Here is an 18630-nt window from a genome sequence, read left to right as displayed (position 1 = left end):
TATCTATTCGCGAAAGATATTCAAAGCTGGTGTGGGGCTTCTGTACTGATAGGAGCACTCAGTAATGCACTAATGAGTTTATCCTGAAAGATTGAACTCACAGAGAACTCAGGGCTCCTTTGGCCAGTAGCTTTACAATCACTGCATTCAGCGTAACCAATGGATTGACACCAAAAGAAATGCCAAGGTTTGGCTGATTATCCCTTGTAGCGAAGCCAACGCCGGGGACCAGCTCACGAGATTCCATTATGTGGAAATCAAAGATATTGGTCGTTTCTGGACAGTCTGGGTAGGTTGATTTCGGTATAACGTTCTGTTTTATATCGTTAACGAATCTGGCGTCATGACCACACCAGTAGATAAGCTCTCTAACAGCCTGTGACAGCAACCCATTCTCATCCATGGCCTGCCCTATGGACTCTTCTGTGAATTGGGGAAACGCCTTGTGAAACAGAGTAGCCAGAATCGCCTTTATTTTATGCTCATGATTGACTGTGGATTCCCTATTGCCAGAGTCGAACTGTTTTTGAAAACAGAGAGCATATTGCAATACCAGCCCCTGGGCATTTTTTGCCAGTTCAGAAAAAGCCACCTTGGCCCGATCCTCTGATTTTTCAAAATCAAGAAATTTCTGACACCTGGTGGAGAAAAAATAATCTTCACCCAGCTCATGCATACTTTTCGTATCACCAGAATCCCGCATGCCTACGGGACCCACATTGGGATGTTCTGACGCTTTTTTCCACTGAAGCATCCTACCCTCGCTAGAGGCATCGACATAAGAGGAAAGAACATAGTGCTTTCGGTTCGTCACTGAATCATGGTCAGCCGCCATTACCTCTGGGGCATATAATCCGCAACTGAATAACACACCGCAATCATGGGCATACTTATAGAGTCCCTCGAAAATCTGATCCGCCTTTGTTACTGGATCAAGCACATAAGGGTATAAATGATAAGGCGCATCTTTGGTTGATTTCAGGTGCAGACAATAACCTGTCTTGTCATCAATGTAGCGACACTTTTCCTCCAGTTTTGCCTTTATGGTGGGAGAAATTAATGTCGCCAGATCAGTCTGCACATTTTCCCAGCGATATCTGCCGACCACTTCAGGAATTGAGCTTTTCAAGCCATGCTGGCTAGCTATGGTTGCCATCAGGCTGATTTTATTACCCTCTTTTGCCAGTTCTTCCGGCTTTTCCGTATCACTGAGAAATTTCAAATAATCCCAGCCGCCATCCGTTCGCTGAATGACCAGCGTTCGCCCGCACACCTCGATAGATTGACCCATCAATGATGCTGTCGGGGGAGGGTCTGACCACTGCTGCGAATTGTCCAGTTTTTGCCAATCATTATCAAACTGATTTTCCTGTGGCTGATAATCTTTATCCAGTGATAACAACAACTGCCAAATGTTAGGACTTCCCATAGTATTGAGGGGATGAACAGATCTGCAAAACAGGGTTTCCCGCTGTTTTTCGCAATCAGGATGGTTTAACCAGTTATTTAGCACGTAAATTCGATGGCCTGGAGGGGCAAGCCGTAGAAATAGTTCAATGATATTAAAATGTAAGTAAGTGACGCCGGTGTACGCTACAAATCGATTATATGCAGATGAACTTGGTGGTCTTGCCGAAGCCTCATTGCCTGGGTCCGGCCACAGGTCCGGACGGTAACTTTTCAGCCTGGTTGTAAACTTTGCATCACACTCACGGAAGTACGAATCCGATCGAATCCATGACAGGCCATCCATCAAAAGCCAATCCATGAATTTCCTGAAATCATTGGCATGGTTGAGGCCATTGCAGCATTTGACCTGGCTAATCAGGGTGTTCCATCTATCACTATAATGATCATCTTTCTGTAAAAGACCTACACTGTTTACCGAAACGGTATCATTCATTAGGGTAAAAATTTTTGCCGCCCACAGGCTTACATATTTCAGATCCAAATATTTCCCATGATCCGCACATAATCCATTTTCCGATCCATAACTCCCCTTATGGCAAATGGGTATTTGTTCCATGACAAGATGGATAAATGGCAGCTCATACTTCTCTGAATTCAGCTCTTCCTCGTGCATCTGCATTCCGGATTCATTGGGCAAGGTCCATAAAAACGGAGCTACTCGATTTACCGTATTGACAAACAATCGTTCATTGGTCAAACCAGCTTCTTTGGCCATAAGAAAAGGAGATTTATTAAGATTAACCGATGCGTCTTTGAACGCCTGTATAGAGACGGTAACACCCATTTCAGTCAATAATTCGGAGCATTGGTGAAGTCCTCCCAATACAGCAATCATTGCAATCAGCTTCTGTTCTTCCTGACAAAATGAAACAATAAGTTTGCGGGCTTCTTTTTGCGATTGTTGTGCAATAGCTTCAAGAACAAATACCATTATCATGCTTTTTTTGTATCTGTGAATCTGTCTCCTATTAGAAATTCGGTGGAATCGAAATTGATGCTCATTCAGGTCTCTAACCATCATTCTGGTATTGCATCCACGGCGGAGGTACTTAAAGAAAATCATTAACCTGGCCAATGAAACCTTTGGTATTGATTGTGCAATTACTTCCTGAAATAACATACCATCAATGGATCGGGAATTTAGAATCTCCTCGGAAAGAAGGTCAAAGCGAGAGTCCGGATCAGCAAAAGCACCCTTGACAAACAACAGGTCCGGGCAATGATCTTCGCAGTTATCGACCAGCTTTATCATCGTATCAAAAGGGAGGTATACGGTAGTTTCACGGTCAAAATCAAGACTGCTGGATAGAGGATTGATGGGGAACCCTTGCTCAATAATATAGCTAAGTACTTTCAGATTGTTTTTTTCGACCCCGGCCCAAATAGCAATATCCCGTGCTATTGTTTGAACATCAACCGCTATTTTTTTCCTTGATTCGATACCGCTTGTAATTTCCGATTTATTCCTGTTAACGATGTAAGTATCATTATCAAAATATTCTTTAACCTCTCTTTTCAGCTCATTAACTTTATCCATTAGACTGATATTGACATGTAATTTATCAAATTGTTGGAAAAGCTTCTCAAATTCTTCTTTTACACATTCTTCTTTATCATGTTCTGAAGTCAGTAATTCCAGCAACTTTTTTTGCTCTAGCTGACCATGTACAGAGCTGGGGGCTCCTTTCTGGTTGCCTTCGGCCCCAACTTCTATATCGATGTTTTTCGAACTGTGAAGTGTGGAATGACTGACACTGTAGCCGGCAAGATCAGGTGAGTTGTCAATGCGTTGAAATTGGGGCCCAGATACTCCGGTGTTGCCAGATACAACATTGGCAGGATTGAAGTATATCTCTTTGCCTTCAGTGGGTCTTACTGTCAGCGATTTATAGTTCCCTATTCCTTCACTATCACTGACCTCGGAAATTAGGCCAGATCCGGTCATGGTATTGGTATTTTTTTCTGTTACATCCATATTTGCGCAACCTTATCAAAATGTCCTTTCTACTTTTGACAATGAGAACGAAAAAAAATTCCAATTCCCGGGCCACAACCGACAATTGCGATATAACCCCTGTTCCCTCTTTCAAGAAAAACATTCAAAACTGGTATGGGGCTACTGATAGCAGCACTCATTAATCCGGTGGTAAGTTTATCCTGAAAGATTAACTCACAGAGAGGTCAGAGCTCCCCTGACCAGTAGCTTTACAATCACTGCATTCAGCGTAACCAATGGATTGACACCAAAAGAAATGCCAAGGTTTGGCTGGTTATCCCGCGTAACAAAACCAACACCGGGAACCAGCTCACGAGGTTCAAATATGAAGAAATCAAAGATATTGGTCGTTTCAGGACAGTCTGGGTAGGTCAACTTCGGTATAACATTATGTTTAATGTCGTTAACAAATCTGCCGTCATAACCGCACCAGTAGATAACCTCTCTGACAGCCTGTGACAGCAGCCCATCTTCATCCATTGCCTGAGCCGCACACTCTTCTGTGAATCGGGGAAACGCCTTGTGAAACAGAGTAACAAGAATCGCCTTTATTTTATGCTCATGATTAAGTGTGGACTCCCTATTGCCAGAGTCGAACTGATTTTGAAAACAGAGAGCATATTGCAATACCAGCCCTTGGGCATTTTTTGCCAGTTCAGAAAAGGCCACCTTGGCCCGATCCTCTGACTTTTCAAAATCAAGAAATTTCTGACATCTGCTGGAAAAAAAATAATCTTCACCCAGCTCATGCATACTTTTCGTATCACCGGAATCCCGCATACCCACTGGACCCACATTGGGATGTTCTGACGCTTTTTTCCACTGAAGCATCCTCCCCTCGCTGGAGGCATCGACATAAGAGGAAAGAACATGGTGCTTCCGGTTCGTCACTGAATCATGGTCAGCCGCCATTACCTCTGGGGTATATAATCCGCAACTGAATAAAACACCGCAATCATGGGCATACTTATAGAGTCCCTCGAAAATCTGATCCGCCTTTGTTACTGGATCAAGCAAATAAGGGTATAAATGATAAGGCGCATCTTTGGTTGATTTCAGATGAAGACAATAACCTGTCTTGTCATCAATGTAGCGACACTTTTCCTCCAGTTTTGCCTTTATGGTGGGAGATATTAATGTCGTCAGGTCAGTCTGCACATTTTCCCAGCGATATCTGCCGACCACTTCAGGAATTGAGCTTTTCAAGCCATGCTGGCTGGCTATGGTTGCCATCAGGTTGATTTTATTACCCTCTTTTGCCAGTTCTTCCGGTTTTTCTGTATCGCTGAGAAATTTCAGATAATCCCAGCCACCATCCGTTCGCTGAATGACCAGCGTTCGCCCGCACACCTCGATAGATTGACCCATCAACGATGCTGTCGGGGGAGGGTCTGACCACTGCTGCGGATTGTCCAGTTTTTGCCAATCATTATCATACTGATTTTCCTGTGGCTGATAATCTTTATCCAGTGATAACAGTAACTGCCAAATGTTAGGACTTCCCACAACATTGAGGGGGTAAGCAGTTCTGCAAAACAAGGCTTCCCGCTGTTTTGCACAATCAGGATTGTTTAACCAGTTATTTAGCACATGGATTCGATGGCCTGGAGGAGCAAGCCGCAGAAATGATTCAATGATGTCAAAATGTAAGTTAGTGACGCCAGTGGTGTACGTCACAAGTTGAGTATATGCATATGATCTTGGTGGTGTTGCCGAAGCCTCATTGCCCGGGTCCGGCCACAGGTCTGGACGGTAACTTTTCAGCCTGGTTGTAAACTTTGCCTCAGCCTCACGGTAGCGCAATTCCGATCGAACCCATGACAGGCCATCCAGCAAAAGCCAGTCCATGAATTTCCTGAAATCATCAGGATGGGTGAGGCCATTGCAGCATTTGACCTGGCTGATAAGGGTGTTCCATGTCTGACTATACTGGACATCTTCCTGTAAAAGACCTGCACTGTTTGCCAAAATAGTATCATTAATTCCCTTAAAAATTTTTGCTGCCCACAAGCTTACATCTCTCAGATCCAAAGATTTCCCATGATACGCCCATAACCCATTTTCCGATCCATAACTCCCCTTATGGCAAATGGACATTTGTTCCATGACAAGATGGATAAATGGCAGCTCATCCTTCTCTGAATACAGGTGTTCCTCGTGCATCTGCATTCCGAATTGGTCGGGCAAGGTCCATAAAAACGGAGCTATTCGATTGACTGTATTGACAAACAAGCGCTCATTGGTCAAACCAGCCTCTTTGGCCATAAGAAAAGGAGATTTATTAAGATTAACCGATACGTCTTTAAACGCCTGCCTGGAGACGGTAACACCCATTTCAGTCAATAACTCGGAGCATTGGTAAAGTCCTCCTAAAACAGCAATCATTGCAATCGGCTTCTGTTCTTCCTGAGAAAATGAAACAATAAGTTTGCGGGCTTCTTTTTGTGATTGTTGTGCAATAGCTTCAATAACAAACACCATTATTATGTTTTTTTTGTATCTGTGAATCTCTCTTCTAGTAGTAAATCGGTGGTATCGAAATTGATGTTCATTCAAGTCTCTGATTATGTTTCTGCTATTGCATCCACGACGGAGGTAATTAAAGAAAATCATTAATCTGGCCAATGAAACCTTTGGTATTGATTGTGCAATTACTTCCTGAAATAACATACCATCAATGGATCGGGAATTTAGAATCTCCTCTGAAAGAAGGTCAAAGCGAGAGTCCGGATCAGCAAAAGCACCCTTGACAAATAACAGGTCCGGGCAATGATCTTCGCAGTTATCGACCAGCTTTCTCATCGTATCAAAAGGGAGGTATACGGTAGTTTCAAGGTTAAAATCAAGACAGCTGGATAGAGGATTGATGGGGAACCCTTGCTCAATAATATAGGTAAGTACTTTCAGATTGTTTTTTTCGACCCCGGCCCATGTAGCAATATCCCGTGCTATTGTTTGAACATCAACTGCTATTTTTTTCCTTGATTCAATACCGCTTGTAATTTCAAATTTATACCTGCCAACGATGTAAGTATCATTATCAAAGTATTCTTTAACCTCTCTTTTCAGCTCATTAACTTTATCCATTAGACTGATATTGACATGTAATTTATCAAATTGTTGGAAAAGTTTCTCAAATTCGTCTTTTACACATTCTTCTTTATCATGTTCTGAAGTCAGTAATTCCAGCAACTTTGCTTGCTCTAGCTGACCATGACCAGAGCTGGGGGCTACTTTCTGGTTGCCTTCGGCCCCAACTTCTATATCGATGTTTTTCGGACTGTAAACTGTGGAATGACTGACACTGTAGTCGGTAAGATCAGGTGAGTTGTCAATGCGTTGAAATCGGGGCCCAGATACTCCGGTGTTGCCAGATACAACATTGGCAGGATTGAAGCGTCTCTCTTTGCCTTCAGTGGATCTTACTGTCAGCGATTTATAATTCCCTATTCCTTCACTATCACTGGCTTCGGAAATTAGGCCAGCTCCAGTCATGGTATTGGTATTTTTGCCTGTTACATCCATATATGCGCACCCTTATCAAAATGTCCTTTGTACCTTTTGACAATGAGAACGAAAAAAAATTCCAATTCCCGGGCCACAACCGACAATTGCGGTATAACCCCGGTTTCCTCTGTGAAATAGCCTTATCCGCTTCACTCTCTGTTCAAGAAAAGCCTTCAAAGCTGGTATGGGGCTACGATATCAGCACTCATTAATCCAGTGGTGAGTTTATCCTGAAAAGATTAAACTCACAGGGAGGTCAGAGCGCCCCTGGCCAGTAGCTTTACAATCACTGCATTCAGCGTAACCAATGGATTGACACCAAAAGAAACGCCAAGGTTTGGCTGGTTATCCCGTGTAACAAAACCAACACCGGGGACCAGCTCACGAGGTTCCAATGTGCAATAATCAAAGATATTGGTCGTTTCTGGACAGTCTGGGTAGGTCGATTTCGGTATAACGTTATGTTTGATATCGTTAACGAATCTGGCGTCATGACTACACCAGTAGACAATCTCTCTAACAGCCTAGGACAGCAACCCATCTTCGTCCATGGCCTGAACCGTGCACTCTTCTGTGAATCGGGGAAACGCCTTGTGAAACAGGGTAGCCAGCATTACCTTTATTTTATGCTCATGATTGAGTGTGGACTCTCTATTGCCAGAGTCGAACTGTTTTTGAAAACAGAGAGCATACTGCAATACCAGCCCCTGGGCATTTTTTGCCAGTTCAGAAAAGGCCACCTTGGCCCGATCCTCTGATTTTTCAAAATCAAGAAATTTCTGACACCTGCTGGAGAAAAAATAATCTTCACCCAGCTCATGCATACTTTTCGTATCACCGGAGTCCCGCATGCCTACGGGACCCACATTGGGATGTTCTGAGGCTTTTTTCCACTGGAGCATCCTCCCCTCGCTAGAGGCATTCACATAAGACGAAAGCACATGGTGCTTTCGGTTCGTCACAGAATCATGATCTGCCGCTGTTACCGCAGGAGCATATAATCCGCAACTGAATAAAACGCCGCAATCGTGTGCATACTTATAGAGTCCCTCGAAAATCTGATCCGCCTTTGTTACTGGATCAAGAACATAAGGGTATAAATGATAAGGCGCATCTTTTGACGATTTCAGATGAAGACAATAACCTGTCTTGTCATCAATGTAGCGACACTTTTCCTCCAGTTTGGTCTTTATGGTGGGAGGTATTAATGTCGCCAGGTCAGTCTGCACATTTTCCCAGCAATATCTGCCAACCACATCGGGAATTGAACTTTTCAAGCCATGCTGGCTGGCTATGATTGCCATCAGGCTGATTTTATTACCCTCTTTTGCCAGTTCTTCAGGCTTTTCCGTATCACTGAGAAATTTCAGATAATCCCAGTCACCGTCCGTTCGCTGAATGACGAGCGTACGCCCATACACCTCGATAGACTTGCCTATTAACGATGTTATCGGAGGGGGCGCTGTCCATTGCTGTGGATTGTCCAGTTTTTGCCAATCATGTTCAAACTGATTTCCCTGTGGCTGATAATCTTTATCCAGTGATAACAACAACTGCCAAATGTTAGGACTTCCCATAGTATTGAGGGGATGAACAGATCTGCAAAACAGGGTTTCCCGCTGCTTTGCGCAATCAGGATTGTTTAACCAGTTATTTAGAACATAAATTCGATGGCCTGGAGGGGCAAGCCGTAGAAATGATTCAATGAAGTTAAAATGTAAGTTAGTGACACGATTGCTATATGTTTCAAGTTGATCACATAATGCCGGTGATGTTGTCGAATCCTCATTACCCGGGTCCGGCCACAAGTCCGGTCGGTAACTTTTCAGTCTGGTTGTAAAGGGTGCCTCTTTCTCACGGTATTTCGATTCCCCCCGTACCCATGACAAACCATCCATCAAAAGCCAGTCCATGAATTTCTTGAAATCATCGGAACGGGCCAGACCATTGCAGCATTTAACCTGGCTGATTAAGATGTTCCATGTCTCACTATAGCGGGCATCTTCCTGTAAAAGACCTGCACTGTTTGTCAAAGTAGCATCACTCATTCCCTTAAAAATTTTTGCTGCCCACAGGCTTACATCTCCCGGAACCAATGCTGCTCCATGCTTCGGCGCTAAACCATTTTTCGATTCATAACTCCCCTCCTGACAAATCGACAATTGATCCATGACAAGATGAATAAACGACAGTGATTTTTTATCTAAAAGCCAGTGTTCCTGGTGCAGATATAGCCCGAATTTATTGGGCAAGGACCATAAAAACGGAGCTATTCGATTCACTGTATTGGCAAACAGTCGTTCATTCGTCAGACCCGCCTCTTTAGCCATAAGAAAAGGAGAATTTTCAAGATTAACCGAGGCTTTTTTAAACGCCTGCCTGGAGACGGTAATACCCATTTCAGTCAATAGTTCGGAGCATTGGTGCAGTCCTCCCAAAAGTGCAATCATTGCAATCATCTGCTGCTCATCCTGATAAAATGATCCAATAAGATTACAGACTTCTTCCTTTGCTTCTTTTTGTGATTGTTGAGCCATGGCTTCAAGAACAAATACCATTATTATGCTTTTACTGTATCTTTCCATCCTGTGACAATTGGTAATGCGGTGATTTTCGAAACTATGCCTATTAAGGTCTTTAATCATGCCTCTGGCATTACATTTACGACGAAGGTAGTTAAAAAAAATCATTAACCTTCTAAATGAAACCGTTGGTATTGATTGTGCGATTGCCTGCTGAAATAATTCATCTTTAATGTATCTGGAAGTTAAAATCTCCTCGGAAAGAACGTCAAAGCGAGGATCAGTATCAGCAAAAATACCCTTGACAAATAACAGATCTGGAAAGTCTGGCTTGCAGTTATCTACCAGCTTTCTCATCGTGTCAAAAGGGAGGTATACAGTAGACTCAGGATCAAGATCAATACAGCCAGCTTTTCTTTCGATAGGAACCCCTTGTTCAATAATATAGGTGAGCACTTTCAGATTGTCTTTTTCGACCCCCGACCAAATAGCGATATCCCGTACTATTTTTTTAATTTTATCCGCTATTTTTTTTCTTGATTGAGCATCATTTATAGTTTCAAATTCTTTCCCTATGTAGCTGCAAGTACCCGTATCAATATATTCCTTAATCTCTTTTTTCAGCTCATTGACTTCATCCATTAAACTGATACCGACATGTAATTTATCAAATTGTTGGACAAGTTTCTCTAATTCTTCTTTTACACATTGTTCGTTAACATTTTCTGAAGTAAGTAATTCCAGCAACTTTTTTTGCTTTACCTGACCATGGCCAGAACCGGGTGCTACTTTGTGGTTGTCTTCTGCCCCACCTTCTATACCGATGGTTTTCGGGCTGCAAGGCTTGGGATGACTGACATTACAGTCGGTAAGATTAAACGAGCTGTCAATGCGTTGAAATCCGGTTCCAGATACTCCTGTGTTGCCAGATACAACATTGCCAGGATTGAAGAGTCTCTCGTTGCCTTCAGTGGATCTTACTGAGAGCGATTTATAATTCCCTATTCCTTCACTATCACTGGCTTTGGAAATTAGGCCAGATCCGGTCATGGTATTGGTATTTTTGCCTGTTACATCCATATATGCGCACCCTTATCAAAATGTCATTTTTACCTTTTGACAATGAGAACGAAAAAAAATTCCAATTCCCGGGCAGCAACCGACAAATTGCGGTATAACCCCTGCTCACTCTGTAAAATAGCCTTATCCGCTGCACTGTCTGTTCAAGAAAAGCATTCAAAGCTAGTATGGGTCCACTAATCTGAGGATTTAGAACATGAGCGAACAAGACAAATACACCCCTCCGGCGGTCTGGACCTGGGACGATGAATCCGGCGGTCAATTTGCCAATATCAATCGTCCGGTATCTGGTAAAACACACGATAAAGAACTGCCCAGGGGAGAGCATCGTTTCCAGCTTTACTCACTAGCCACTCCCAACGGAGTAAAAGTCACCATCATGTTCGAAGAGTTGTTAGAGAAAGGCATTGATAAAGCCGAATATGATGCTTATCCAATCAAGATCATGGAAGGGGAGCAATTCGGTAGCGGGTTTGTCGATATCAACCCCAATTCGAAGATTCCGGCATTGATCGATAACAGTGGCGAGAAGCCGGTTCGTATTTTTGAATCCGGTGCCATTCTGGTTCACCTGGCAGAAAAGTTTGGCGAATTTTTGCCGCAAAAAGAGGGTCGTGCAGAAATCATGTCCTGGTTATTCTGGCAGATGGGCAGTGCACCCTTTTTAGGTGGAGGCTTTGGCCATTTTTATACCTATGCACCCGAGAAATTTGAATACCCGATTAATCGTTACACCATGGAAGTAAAACGCCAGCTGGATGTACTGGATAAGCAACTGGCGAAAAACAATTATATCGCAGGCAATGAATACTCCATCGCCGATATCGCTATCTGGCCCTGGTACGGTGCTTTGGTCTTGGGTCAGCTGTACAACGCGGCAGAGTTTTTGAGCGTGGACTCTTATAAAAACGTTAAACGCTGGGCAGAACAGATGGCTTCACGACCCGCAGTTAAACGCGGCAAGATGGTCAACAGAACCTGGGGAGAACCCGAGGAACAGTTGCCTGAACGACATGATAAGACTGACTTCAAATAATTGAGAGCTGTTTGTAATTAATAAATTCAGCAAGTTGAGGCCGGTCTTATAATTTTCACTCTCTTAGTCCCAAATGCACTCTCAGACAGGAGCTTGGATACGGGCCAAAAGATAGAGAAGATATGGGGGGGGGTAAAAAGTGCAGTCAAAGATTCTGCTTCAGGTGGATATGACCTGTGGCATGACAAAGTCAGTCCTGCGCACGACAGACCTACAATGCGTCGCTCTGAAGTGGGAGCTGAAGCAGAATCTATGTAGCATGATAATTTACCTGTAAGGTAGTGGCTAAACTTTTGTATCACTAGCCCATTTTCAAGACACCTTCTTTGTCCAATGTGGCAAATGATTTTATGATCGCTTCATTTTCTAAAAGAATGGCTTCTATAACAGCCAGTTTTGCATTTCCTGTTGTCAGATAAACCAATTTTGGTGGATGGCCATACTGAATTGCATAGCGAAGAAAATCTTTGTCTTTGGTGACAATGGTTAACTGCTGTTTTTTTGCATAACACCAGATTTCAATATCAGGTGAGTTATCCAGCTTTGAATCCAAAACATGCAAGCTTCCGAGGTATGTATCATTGATTCTGGCAACAAGTTTTGGTGAAAGGGTTTCATCCAACAATAGCATCAGGCGGCACCAGATAGTTGATTGGCTGCGTAGAGCAATGCAGCCTTAATATGTTCAGCCAGAAGATTAGGGTGTTCATCAAGTATTTCTGCTTGCGTCATACCACTTGCCAGCATTTCCAGTATGTCTGTAACCGTTATTCGGGTCCCTTTTATACAAGGTTTTCCAAAACGTTTTGCCTGATCAACTTCAATATGCTTTAAATAATCTTCTTTAATCATAATTCACTCCCGAATAAGCCCGTAAACATTCTACAACGGGCCAGTAGCGTGTATTTCCTCTATATATTTAAAACACAAATCTGCACATCTACACAGCCTCAACATTCTAGGAGCCTTATATGGTCCGCCCCGTTTTGCAAGAGCCTGTTTTGTTAATTAGCAAACAAAGATAACTGCAATCATATATACGGCCTATTCATGAGGTCTAACCCTCTGGCCCTGATGGGTATCCGCGCAACCTGGCCTTATCAGTCCGACGGCCTCAAGGGCCAAGACTCCTATCAGGTTTCAGGTTGCCGGTTTTTACCTGTTTGCCATCAACTGTACATGCTCATCGCAATCTGCGGGGGGGTTCCCCTTTGATTAAGCTTATGCTTTACTTTGCCGCTGCCGCCTTTACCTCATTATGCAGCCTTGTAAACTTCATTTCGGGTCATGATGACCCAGACAATCCGAGCCATTTTATTAGCCAGACCAACGGCGGCAACGTTGTGATTGCTGCGCTCATTAAGTTGGCTAACCCATTTTTTACAGCGGTCATCCTTATTTTTGAGGCAGTGGAGTACCGAACGTGCGCCGTGTATCAATAATGTGCGCAGGTATTTATCACCCCGTTTACTGATGCCCAGCAGGACTGACTTACCGCCTGTGGAATGCTGTCTTGGAACTAATCCCAACCATGCGGCAAGGTGTCGACCAGATTTAAAATACGTCGCATCACCAACGGCTGCCTTCAATGCTGTGGCAGTGATGGCTCCGATACCCGGCATAGTCATCATTCGACGACATTCGTCGTCGTTTTCAGCCAGCTCCTGAATTTTCTGGTCATACTGTTGAATACGCTTGTCAAGACTGGCCAACTCTTCTGATAAACCATGTAGCAGCTCACGAGTCAGCGAATGGAGTCCATTTTCAGCATCTTCCAGAATTCGTGGAAGCTGTGCACGAACTTTACCAATACCCTGGGCAACCACAATACCTTCTTCCAATAGTGACCCCCGGATCTGGTTAACCAGGGCAGTTCTCTGATCAACCGCTTGTTGACGATAGCGGTGCAGAAGTTGCCAGGCCTGCTGCTCTGACGTTTTAACAGGTACAAAACGCATGCTGGGCCGTGAAGCTGCTTCTGCAATCGCTTCAGCATCGTTGTAGTCATTTTTGTTGGTCTTGACATAAGGCTTGACAAATTGAGGTGAAATCAGCTTGACAGTATGCCCATAGTTCTTGAATAACCGAGCCAAATAGTGAGCACCACCACAAGCTTCCATAGCGATAATGCATGGCTCCAGATTTGCCACGTACTCCAAAAGGTTCTTCCTGGACAACTTCTTTCTGATGACTTTGCTACCCTGGTCATCAACACCAAACAGGTGAAAGTTGTTCTTGCCAATATCGATACCAAGTACTGAAATAGTCATGGGTGGTTCGCTCCGGTTAATCCTGTTTAAATGGTTAACTCCATTTTGGCTCATTTGAAGCCGTTTAGGAGGGGCGGACCATCCCATTAGACCGAGAATAGCGCCCGTCTAGGCGACCCCGTAGCGAGGACGGCAGAAAATTGAGGATGAAAATTCGGTTTTGTGAGGAGAATAGCGAGCTATTTGACGAACAAAAGCGGATTTACAGACCAATTTGCTGGCGCCGCAGTAGGGCAGTCTATTCTCGGTCAGGCTCCTAGCAGTAACTTCCAGGGAATTAATTTTCTTGGCGAATATTATGCACCCAGTTTTTTAGCTTGTTCCCATGGTATGGAGGCTACCAAAAAATCCTGGTTTCCTCGCCTTCAGGCCCTTTGGTTCCAGACCTGGAAACCAGCACTTTGTCTTGAGTTTCGGGGTCCGCTTATCGGGATGTATATACTCCAGTGCGAAGCATAGGAGCAAGCCAGTGACATATTTTCCACCTCAACCAAACAACCTCAGCTCAAAATATGTTATAAACCTTCACCATGAACACCATCAACATCCAATACTACAAATCCCCCGTTGGTGAGCTGATGCTGGGCACCTATGACCAGCAGCTCTGCCTCTGTGACTGGCGCTATCGAAAGAAAAGATTGCAAGTTGACGCGCGTGTCAGAAATGGGCTCAAAGCAGAGTATGTCGAGCAGGACAACGAAGTGATGGCACTCACCCGACAGCAGTTGGAAGCGTATTTTCGTAAAGAGCGGAATAGCTTTTCAGTGCCTCTGCTTCTGGTTGGCACTGCCTTTCAAAAGCAGGTTTGGCAAGCTCTTATGGATATTCCCTATGGAGAGACCACCACCTATGCCGGACTGGCAGAATCCATGGGAGACAGGAACGCCCTGAGAGCCGTAGCCAATGCCAATGGTGCAAACGGCATTTCAATACTGATTCCTTGCCACCGGGTTATTGCCAGCAACGGTGAACTTCAAGGTTATGCCGGCGGTAAACCGGCTAAACAAAAGCTACTAGATCTCGAAGGTGGCTTACCGGATCAACAGGGTTCACTGTTTGATTAACAGGCAGGACTCAGAGGCTCCCTCCGGCTCATCATAAAAATATGATCAATATAAAAACACCCAGAACTCAATTAACCTTGCTTGAGCCCGAACACGCCGGACTGCTGCTGGAGTACAGACTGACTAACCGGGATCATCTTACCCCCTGGGAACCTGTACGAAGCAAAGGTTTTTATACACTGGAACGATGTGAGCACCAGCTCACCGAACAGTACAAAAGCTTCGAGGAAGGTTCAGGTTTCCAGCTCACAGCACTGACACCTGACCGAAAAGAAATCATTGGCCTGTGTAATTTTAACAATGTCGTCCATGGTGCTTTTCAAGCCTGTCACCTGGGCTACTCTATTTCGAAAAAATACCAGGGCCAGGGATTAATGCAGGAGATTGTTTCTGCGGGCATGGACTATATCTTTCAGGAAGCAAAGCTTCATCGCATCATGGCCAACTATATTCCTGACAACCATCGAAGTGCTGCATTACTCAAAAAGCTGGGCTTTGAAGTAGAAGGTAGAGCCCGGTCTTACCTCAAGATTGCCGGAAAGTGGCAGGATCATATTCTGACATCCAGAATCAATCCTGCGGATCATTAACAGCCTTACTTTTTATGGGCGTCTTTATGTCAAAGCTGCCCAACAAGATAGAAACTGATAAACTCCGCAGCCTGTTACAGGAGTTTTTATGTCAGGCACATCTCAAAAGAAGCAGGCTCAACCCGCACCCGTTTGGCGGCGACTGGCTGCCATGATCTACGACAGTTTTCTGGTTTTGGCCATTATGTTTCTGGTGGGTTTTATCAACCTGGGCATTCAGATGAAGGTATATGGCGCTGAAGAACTCAAGGCCATGACAGAGAACGGACAATCCATTGGCGGACCTTTCTTTTACGCTGCGCTTTTTCTGAGTATTTTCAGCTTCTTTGCCTTTTTCTGGACTCGTCGTGGCCAGACACTGGGCATGCAGGCCTGGAATATTCAGATTGTGGATCGGGAAGGAGGTTATATCTCTATCGGCCAATGTCTGATTCGCACACTGACCGCTATCCCTGCCCTGTTACTCTGCGGACTGGGAGTCTTATGGTGTCTCTGGGATCGGGAACATCTCAGCTGGCAAGATCGCTTGTCCCGATCCAGAACGCTGTATATTCCTAAACAAAAGTCCTGACCGGATAAATCACAGGCAGTCAGCCTATGTTAGCTCAATGACTGCCTCAGGCACCTGGATTTAACACCATTCATACTCTCTCAATACAGCCAGCCATCTTCCGAAATAAGACAGCACTCTGTCATCAGGCAGCCCGGTGTAGCAACAATGACCCTATACCAATACAGATCAGAACCGGCAGCAGAACAGAGAAGACTGGCGGAAAACCAAACACCAGGCTGGAAGGCCCCAGCAGGTTCTGCACAATCATAAATACAACCCCGGTAATCACGCCCGAAAAGATTCTCAGCCCCATACTGACCGAGCGCAGAGGACCAAAGACAAAAGAGATTCCCACCAGCACCAGGGAGAAAATAGACAAGGGTTGCAGTGCTTTTGTCCAGAACGCCAGCGCATATTCACCCGTATCCAGTCCCTGCTCTTCCAGATAACGGGTATAAGTATTCAGGCCTGATATAGACAAGCCATCGGGCTTAACCACCACCACTTTCAAAAGCGTTGTTGTCAGGTTGGTATCCCAGGGCTCTGTATTCACTGTTTCTGAAACGACTTTATCGCCTTCCATACGACTGAGGGTGACATCCTCAAGCAGCCAGTGGTCCTGTTGATAGATCGCCCTTCTGGCAAACGAACTCTCCTTGAGTCTCATATCATCATCAAAAACATATCGACTCACACCGTAGAGCACACCATTTGGCTCAACGGCATTAAAATACATAAATTCATTGCCTTCACGATGCCAGACCCCTTCTCCGGAATACTCGCCATTGTGGGATCGGGCGATATTCTTCCGGCTTTCAGCAATCTGCTCTGTGGCGGGCGCCACATATTCACCCAATACGATGCCTATGAAAATCAGCACCAGGGCCGGCTTCATCACAGACCAGACCATCCGCCACAGCGAAACACCTGCGGCTCTCATGACCACCAGCTCGCTGTTTGAGGCCATACTGCCGAGGCCAGCAAGACATCCAATCAAGGCTGACACCGGGATGAACTCATAAATCTTCTTGGGGATGAGAAGCAAAATATAGACGACCGCATCCACCATCTGATAATTGCCACGAATATTATCCAGCTCGCCCAAAAACGCGAACATGGATTCCAGCGCCACCAGAATCAAAAGCACCACGACCATGGAAGCCAATACGTTCCATGCGATGTAACGGTCCAGCTTACGCATGAGCAACTTTCCTTTTGGCAATCATGACCCGCAAAGGCTCCTGAAAATAAACGACCAATCCAAGCAGCAGATAAACCCCATGCACCCACCAGACACCGACCTTTGGAGAAAGGCGACCATCATCAACCATTCCACGGGTTGAAATCAGTAACGCCAGATACAGCAGATAGAGCAATACACCGGGCAAGAGTTTGACGAAGCGTCCTTGTCTGGGGCTCACTTTTGAGAGCGGTACAGCCAGCAACACAATAATTGGAATCAATAATGGCAGTGAGATACGCCACTGCAACTCAGCTATATAGGTGGGATTATCAGAGCCTAACAATGTAGAAGTCGGCAGCGCCTGCTCTTTGCTGATTTCATCTGCGACTGCATTCTCTTCCATTCGGACGCCATAGGTTCCATACTGAGTCACCCTGACTTTTTTGCCACCGGGTGTCAGATCGTAGCGATAACCATCACTCAGGATAAGATAGCGCTGACCGGCTTCCTCTGTGGTAGATATACGACCACGCTCTGCCAGCACCAGAGACATCTCTGAACTGCCCCGCCCGGATGACTGGTGAGCAATAAACACCTTCTCCATCTGTTGATTGTCATCCGTCAGCGATTCGGTGTAAGTAACCCGATTTGCCCCCTCAAACTTTTGAAAACGACCCGGTACCAGGGTGTCGAACTCAGTCATGGAATCCTGCTGATGAAGAATGGTTTCTACCTTCTTTATCCCCCAGGGGGCGACCAGAATACTTAGAAGAGCCACCACTAGCATAACGCCCAGCGCCGGAATCATGGTCATGCGCAGCAGATGGCCCTGACTGACACCACAGGCCCCCATAACCGTCATTTCATTTTCTACATAGAGCCTGCCATATGCCATGATAATGCCCAGAAACAGCCCCAGGGGAATAATCATTACCAGGAATTCGGGCATTCTGTAGCCCATAATGGCAAAAAGGATATCGGCGTTCAGCGTGCCATTGGCAGCCTGCGCAAGATAGTTCACAAAACGGCCACTCATGATAATCAGGAGCACAACGCCGGTCACAGCAAATGTGACCTTGAGCATTTCTTTGGCCAGGTATCGAAAAAGGATCGAAGGCATGATCTTGAGTTACTGTTTCCGATAGTTCATAAAAGTAAAACTCACTTACCCGAGAGGTCCGGTAAGTATGACGCTTCAAGACAGACAGTAATCCTGAACATTTGTCGACCATCAAAACATGATTTTTCTGCCCGAAAAATCAGTTGTCGACACATTGATACAATAAACGGACTAAAATCTATCTCTGAAAGCCTTGCGGGAATTCACTTCTCGTGCAAGCTCTGTTCAAATACCCGATC

Annotated in this window: 13 protein-coding genes; 4 read left to right on the top strand and 9 right to left on the bottom strand. The window is 44.9% G+C overall.

Features of this window, described 5'->3' with window-relative positions; genetic code table 11:
- Positions 1 to 97: 97 nt before the first annotated feature.
- From ACO6V5_RS03605 to ACO6V5_RS03590, 4 genes are all read right to left on the bottom strand, one after another.
- Positions 98 to 3445, bottom strand: coding sequence for a hypothetical protein (locus tag ACO6V5_RS03605; RefSeq protein ID WP_422134293.1), 3348 nt, complete (start codon positions 3443 to 3445; stop codon positions 98 to 100).
- 195 nt (positions 3446 to 3640) lie between these two features.
- Positions 3641 to 6991 carry a hypothetical protein gene (locus ACO6V5_RS03600; RefSeq protein ID WP_422412545.1) on the bottom strand — a complete coding sequence of 1117 codons (3351 nt, stop codon included), beginning with the start codon at positions 6989 to 6991 and terminating at the stop codon, positions 3641 to 3643.
- Positions 6992 to 7218: 227 nt separating this feature from the next.
- Positions 7219 to 7368 carry a hypothetical protein gene (locus ACO6V5_RS03595; protein WP_422412547.1) on the bottom strand — a complete coding sequence of 50 codons (150 nt, stop codon included), beginning with the start codon at positions 7366 to 7368 and terminating at the stop codon, positions 7219 to 7221.
- Between the two features lie 129 nt (positions 7369 to 7497).
- On the bottom strand, positions 7498 to 10575 hold the full coding sequence (locus tag ACO6V5_RS03590; RefSeq protein ID WP_422412549.1) for a hypothetical protein: 3078 nt from the start codon (positions 10573 to 10575) through the stop codon (positions 7498 to 7500).
- A gap of 196 nt (positions 10576 to 10771) precedes the next feature.
- Here ACO6V5_RS03590 and yghU point away from each other — a divergent pair, with 196 nt between their 5' ends.
- The gene (yghU, locus tag ACO6V5_RS03585) at positions 10772 to 11611 is read left to right on the top strand and encodes a glutathione-dependent disulfide-bond oxidoreductase (RefSeq protein ID WP_422134296.1); all 840 of its coding nucleotides are present in this window, start codon (positions 10772 to 10774) and stop codon (positions 11609 to 11611) included.
- Positions 11612 to 11912: 301 nt separating this feature from the next.
- Here the strand turns inward: yghU and ACO6V5_RS03580 are convergent, their stop codons facing one another.
- From ACO6V5_RS03580 to ACO6V5_RS03570, 3 genes are all read right to left on the bottom strand, one after another.
- Complete coding sequence (locus ACO6V5_RS03580; protein ID WP_422412551.1) at positions 11913 to 12242, bottom strand: DUF5615 family PIN-like protein; 330 nt, start codon at positions 12240 to 12242, stop codon at positions 11913 to 11915.
- Positions 12242 to 12463: a DUF433 domain-containing protein gene (locus tag ACO6V5_RS03575; RefSeq protein WP_422134298.1), complete on the bottom strand. Its 222-nt coding sequence runs from the start codon at positions 12461 to 12463 to the stop codon at positions 12242 to 12244. Before ACO6V5_RS03575 ends, ACO6V5_RS03580 begins: the two co-directional genes overlap by 1 nt.
- 404 nt (positions 12464 to 12867) lie before the next feature.
- A complete protein-coding gene (locus tag ACO6V5_RS03570; RefSeq protein WP_422132667.1) occupies positions 12868 to 13881 on the bottom strand; it encodes an IS110 family transposase in 1014 nt (337 codons plus the stop codon).
- A gap of 530 nt (positions 13882 to 14411) precedes the next feature.
- On the opposite strand from ACO6V5_RS03570, the gene ACO6V5_RS03565 reads away from it, so the two are divergent.
- The 3 genes from ACO6V5_RS03565 to ACO6V5_RS03555 all read left to right on the top strand — a co-directional run bounded on the left by ACO6V5_RS03565 (position 14412) and on the right by ACO6V5_RS03555 (position 16106).
- On the top strand, positions 14412 to 14945 hold the full coding sequence (locus tag ACO6V5_RS03565; protein WP_422138353.1) for a methylated-DNA--[protein]-cysteine S-methyltransferase: 534 nt from the start codon (positions 14412 to 14414) through the stop codon (positions 14943 to 14945).
- A 41-nt stretch (positions 14946 to 14986) separates the two neighbouring features.
- A complete protein-coding gene (locus ACO6V5_RS03560) occupies positions 14987 to 15535 on the top strand; it encodes a GNAT family N-acetyltransferase (protein WP_422413062.1) in 549 nt (182 codons plus the stop codon).
- Positions 15536 to 15623: 88 nt separating this feature from the next.
- Positions 15624 to 16106: an RDD family protein gene (locus ACO6V5_RS03555; RefSeq protein ID WP_422413060.1), complete on the top strand. Its 483-nt coding sequence runs from the start codon at positions 15624 to 15626 to the stop codon at positions 16104 to 16106.
- Between the two features lie 124 nt (positions 16107 to 16230).
- On the opposite strand, the gene lptG is transcribed toward ACO6V5_RS03555, so the two are convergent.
- On the bottom strand, positions 16231 to 17289 hold the full coding sequence (gene lptG / locus ACO6V5_RS03550; protein ID WP_422134302.1) for an LPS export ABC transporter permease LptG: 1059 nt from the start codon (positions 17287 to 17289) through the stop codon (positions 16231 to 16233).
- Positions 17282 to 18391 carry an LPS export ABC transporter permease LptF gene (gene lptF / locus ACO6V5_RS03545; protein WP_422134303.1) on the bottom strand — a complete coding sequence of 370 codons (1110 nt, stop codon included), beginning with the start codon at positions 18389 to 18391 and terminating at the stop codon, positions 17282 to 17284. Before lptF ends, lptG begins: the two co-directional genes overlap by 8 nt.
- Positions 18392 to 18630 lie beyond the last annotated feature (239 nt).

This window comes from Endozoicomonas sp. ALD068 (assembly GCF_049310145.1).
Lineage (GTDB): Bacteria > Pseudomonadota > Gammaproteobacteria > Pseudomonadales > Endozoicomonadaceae > Endozoicomonas_A.
The sequence above is the reverse complement of the archived record's forward strand: the minus strand, read 5'-3'. Positions and strand labels throughout refer to the sequence as shown.

Bases quoted from the DNA above. Each gene is read 5' to 3' on its own strand.
- ACO6V5_RS03605 (WP_422134293.1), bottom strand. From the start codon at position 3,445: ATGGATGTAACAGAAAAAAATACCAATACCATGACCGGATCTGGCCTA.
- ACO6V5_RS03600 (WP_422412545.1), bottom strand. From the start codon at position 6,991: ATGGATGTAACAGGCAAAAATACCAATACCATGACTGGAGCTGGCCTA.
- ACO6V5_RS03590 (WP_422412549.1), bottom strand. From the start codon at position 10,575: ATGGATGTAACAGGCAAAAATACCAATACCATGACCGGATCTGGCCTA.
- yghU (WP_422134296.1), top strand. From the start codon at position 10,772: ATGAGCGAACAAGACAAATACACCCCTCCGGCGGTCTGGACCTGGGAC.
- ACO6V5_RS03580 (WP_422412551.1), bottom strand. From the start codon at position 12,242: ATGCTATTGTTGGATGAAACCCTTTCACCAAAACTTGTTGCCAGAATC.
- ACO6V5_RS03575 (WP_422134298.1), bottom strand. From the start codon at position 12,463: ATGATTAAAGAAGATTATTTAAAGCATATTGAAGTTGATCAGGCAAAA.
- ACO6V5_RS03570 (WP_422132667.1), bottom strand. From the start codon at position 13,881: ATGACTATTTCAGTACTTGGTATCGATATTGGCAAGAACAACTTTCAC.
- ACO6V5_RS03565 (WP_422138353.1), top strand. From the start codon at position 14,412: ATGAACACCATCAACATCCAATACTACAAATCCCCCGTTGGTGAGCTG.
- ACO6V5_RS03560 (WP_422413062.1), top strand. From the start codon at position 14,987: ATGATCAATATAAAAACACCCAGAACTCAATTAACCTTGCTTGAGCCC.
- ACO6V5_RS03555 (WP_422413060.1), top strand. From the start codon at position 15,624: ATGTCAGGCACATCTCAAAAGAAGCAGGCTCAACCCGCACCCGTTTGG.
- lptG (WP_422134302.1), bottom strand. From the start codon at position 17,289: ATGCGTAAGCTGGACCGTTACATCGCATGGAACGTATTGGCTTCCATG.
- lptF (WP_422134303.1), bottom strand. From the start codon at position 18,391: ATGCCTTCGATCCTTTTTCGATACCTGGCCAAAGAAATGCTCAAGGTC.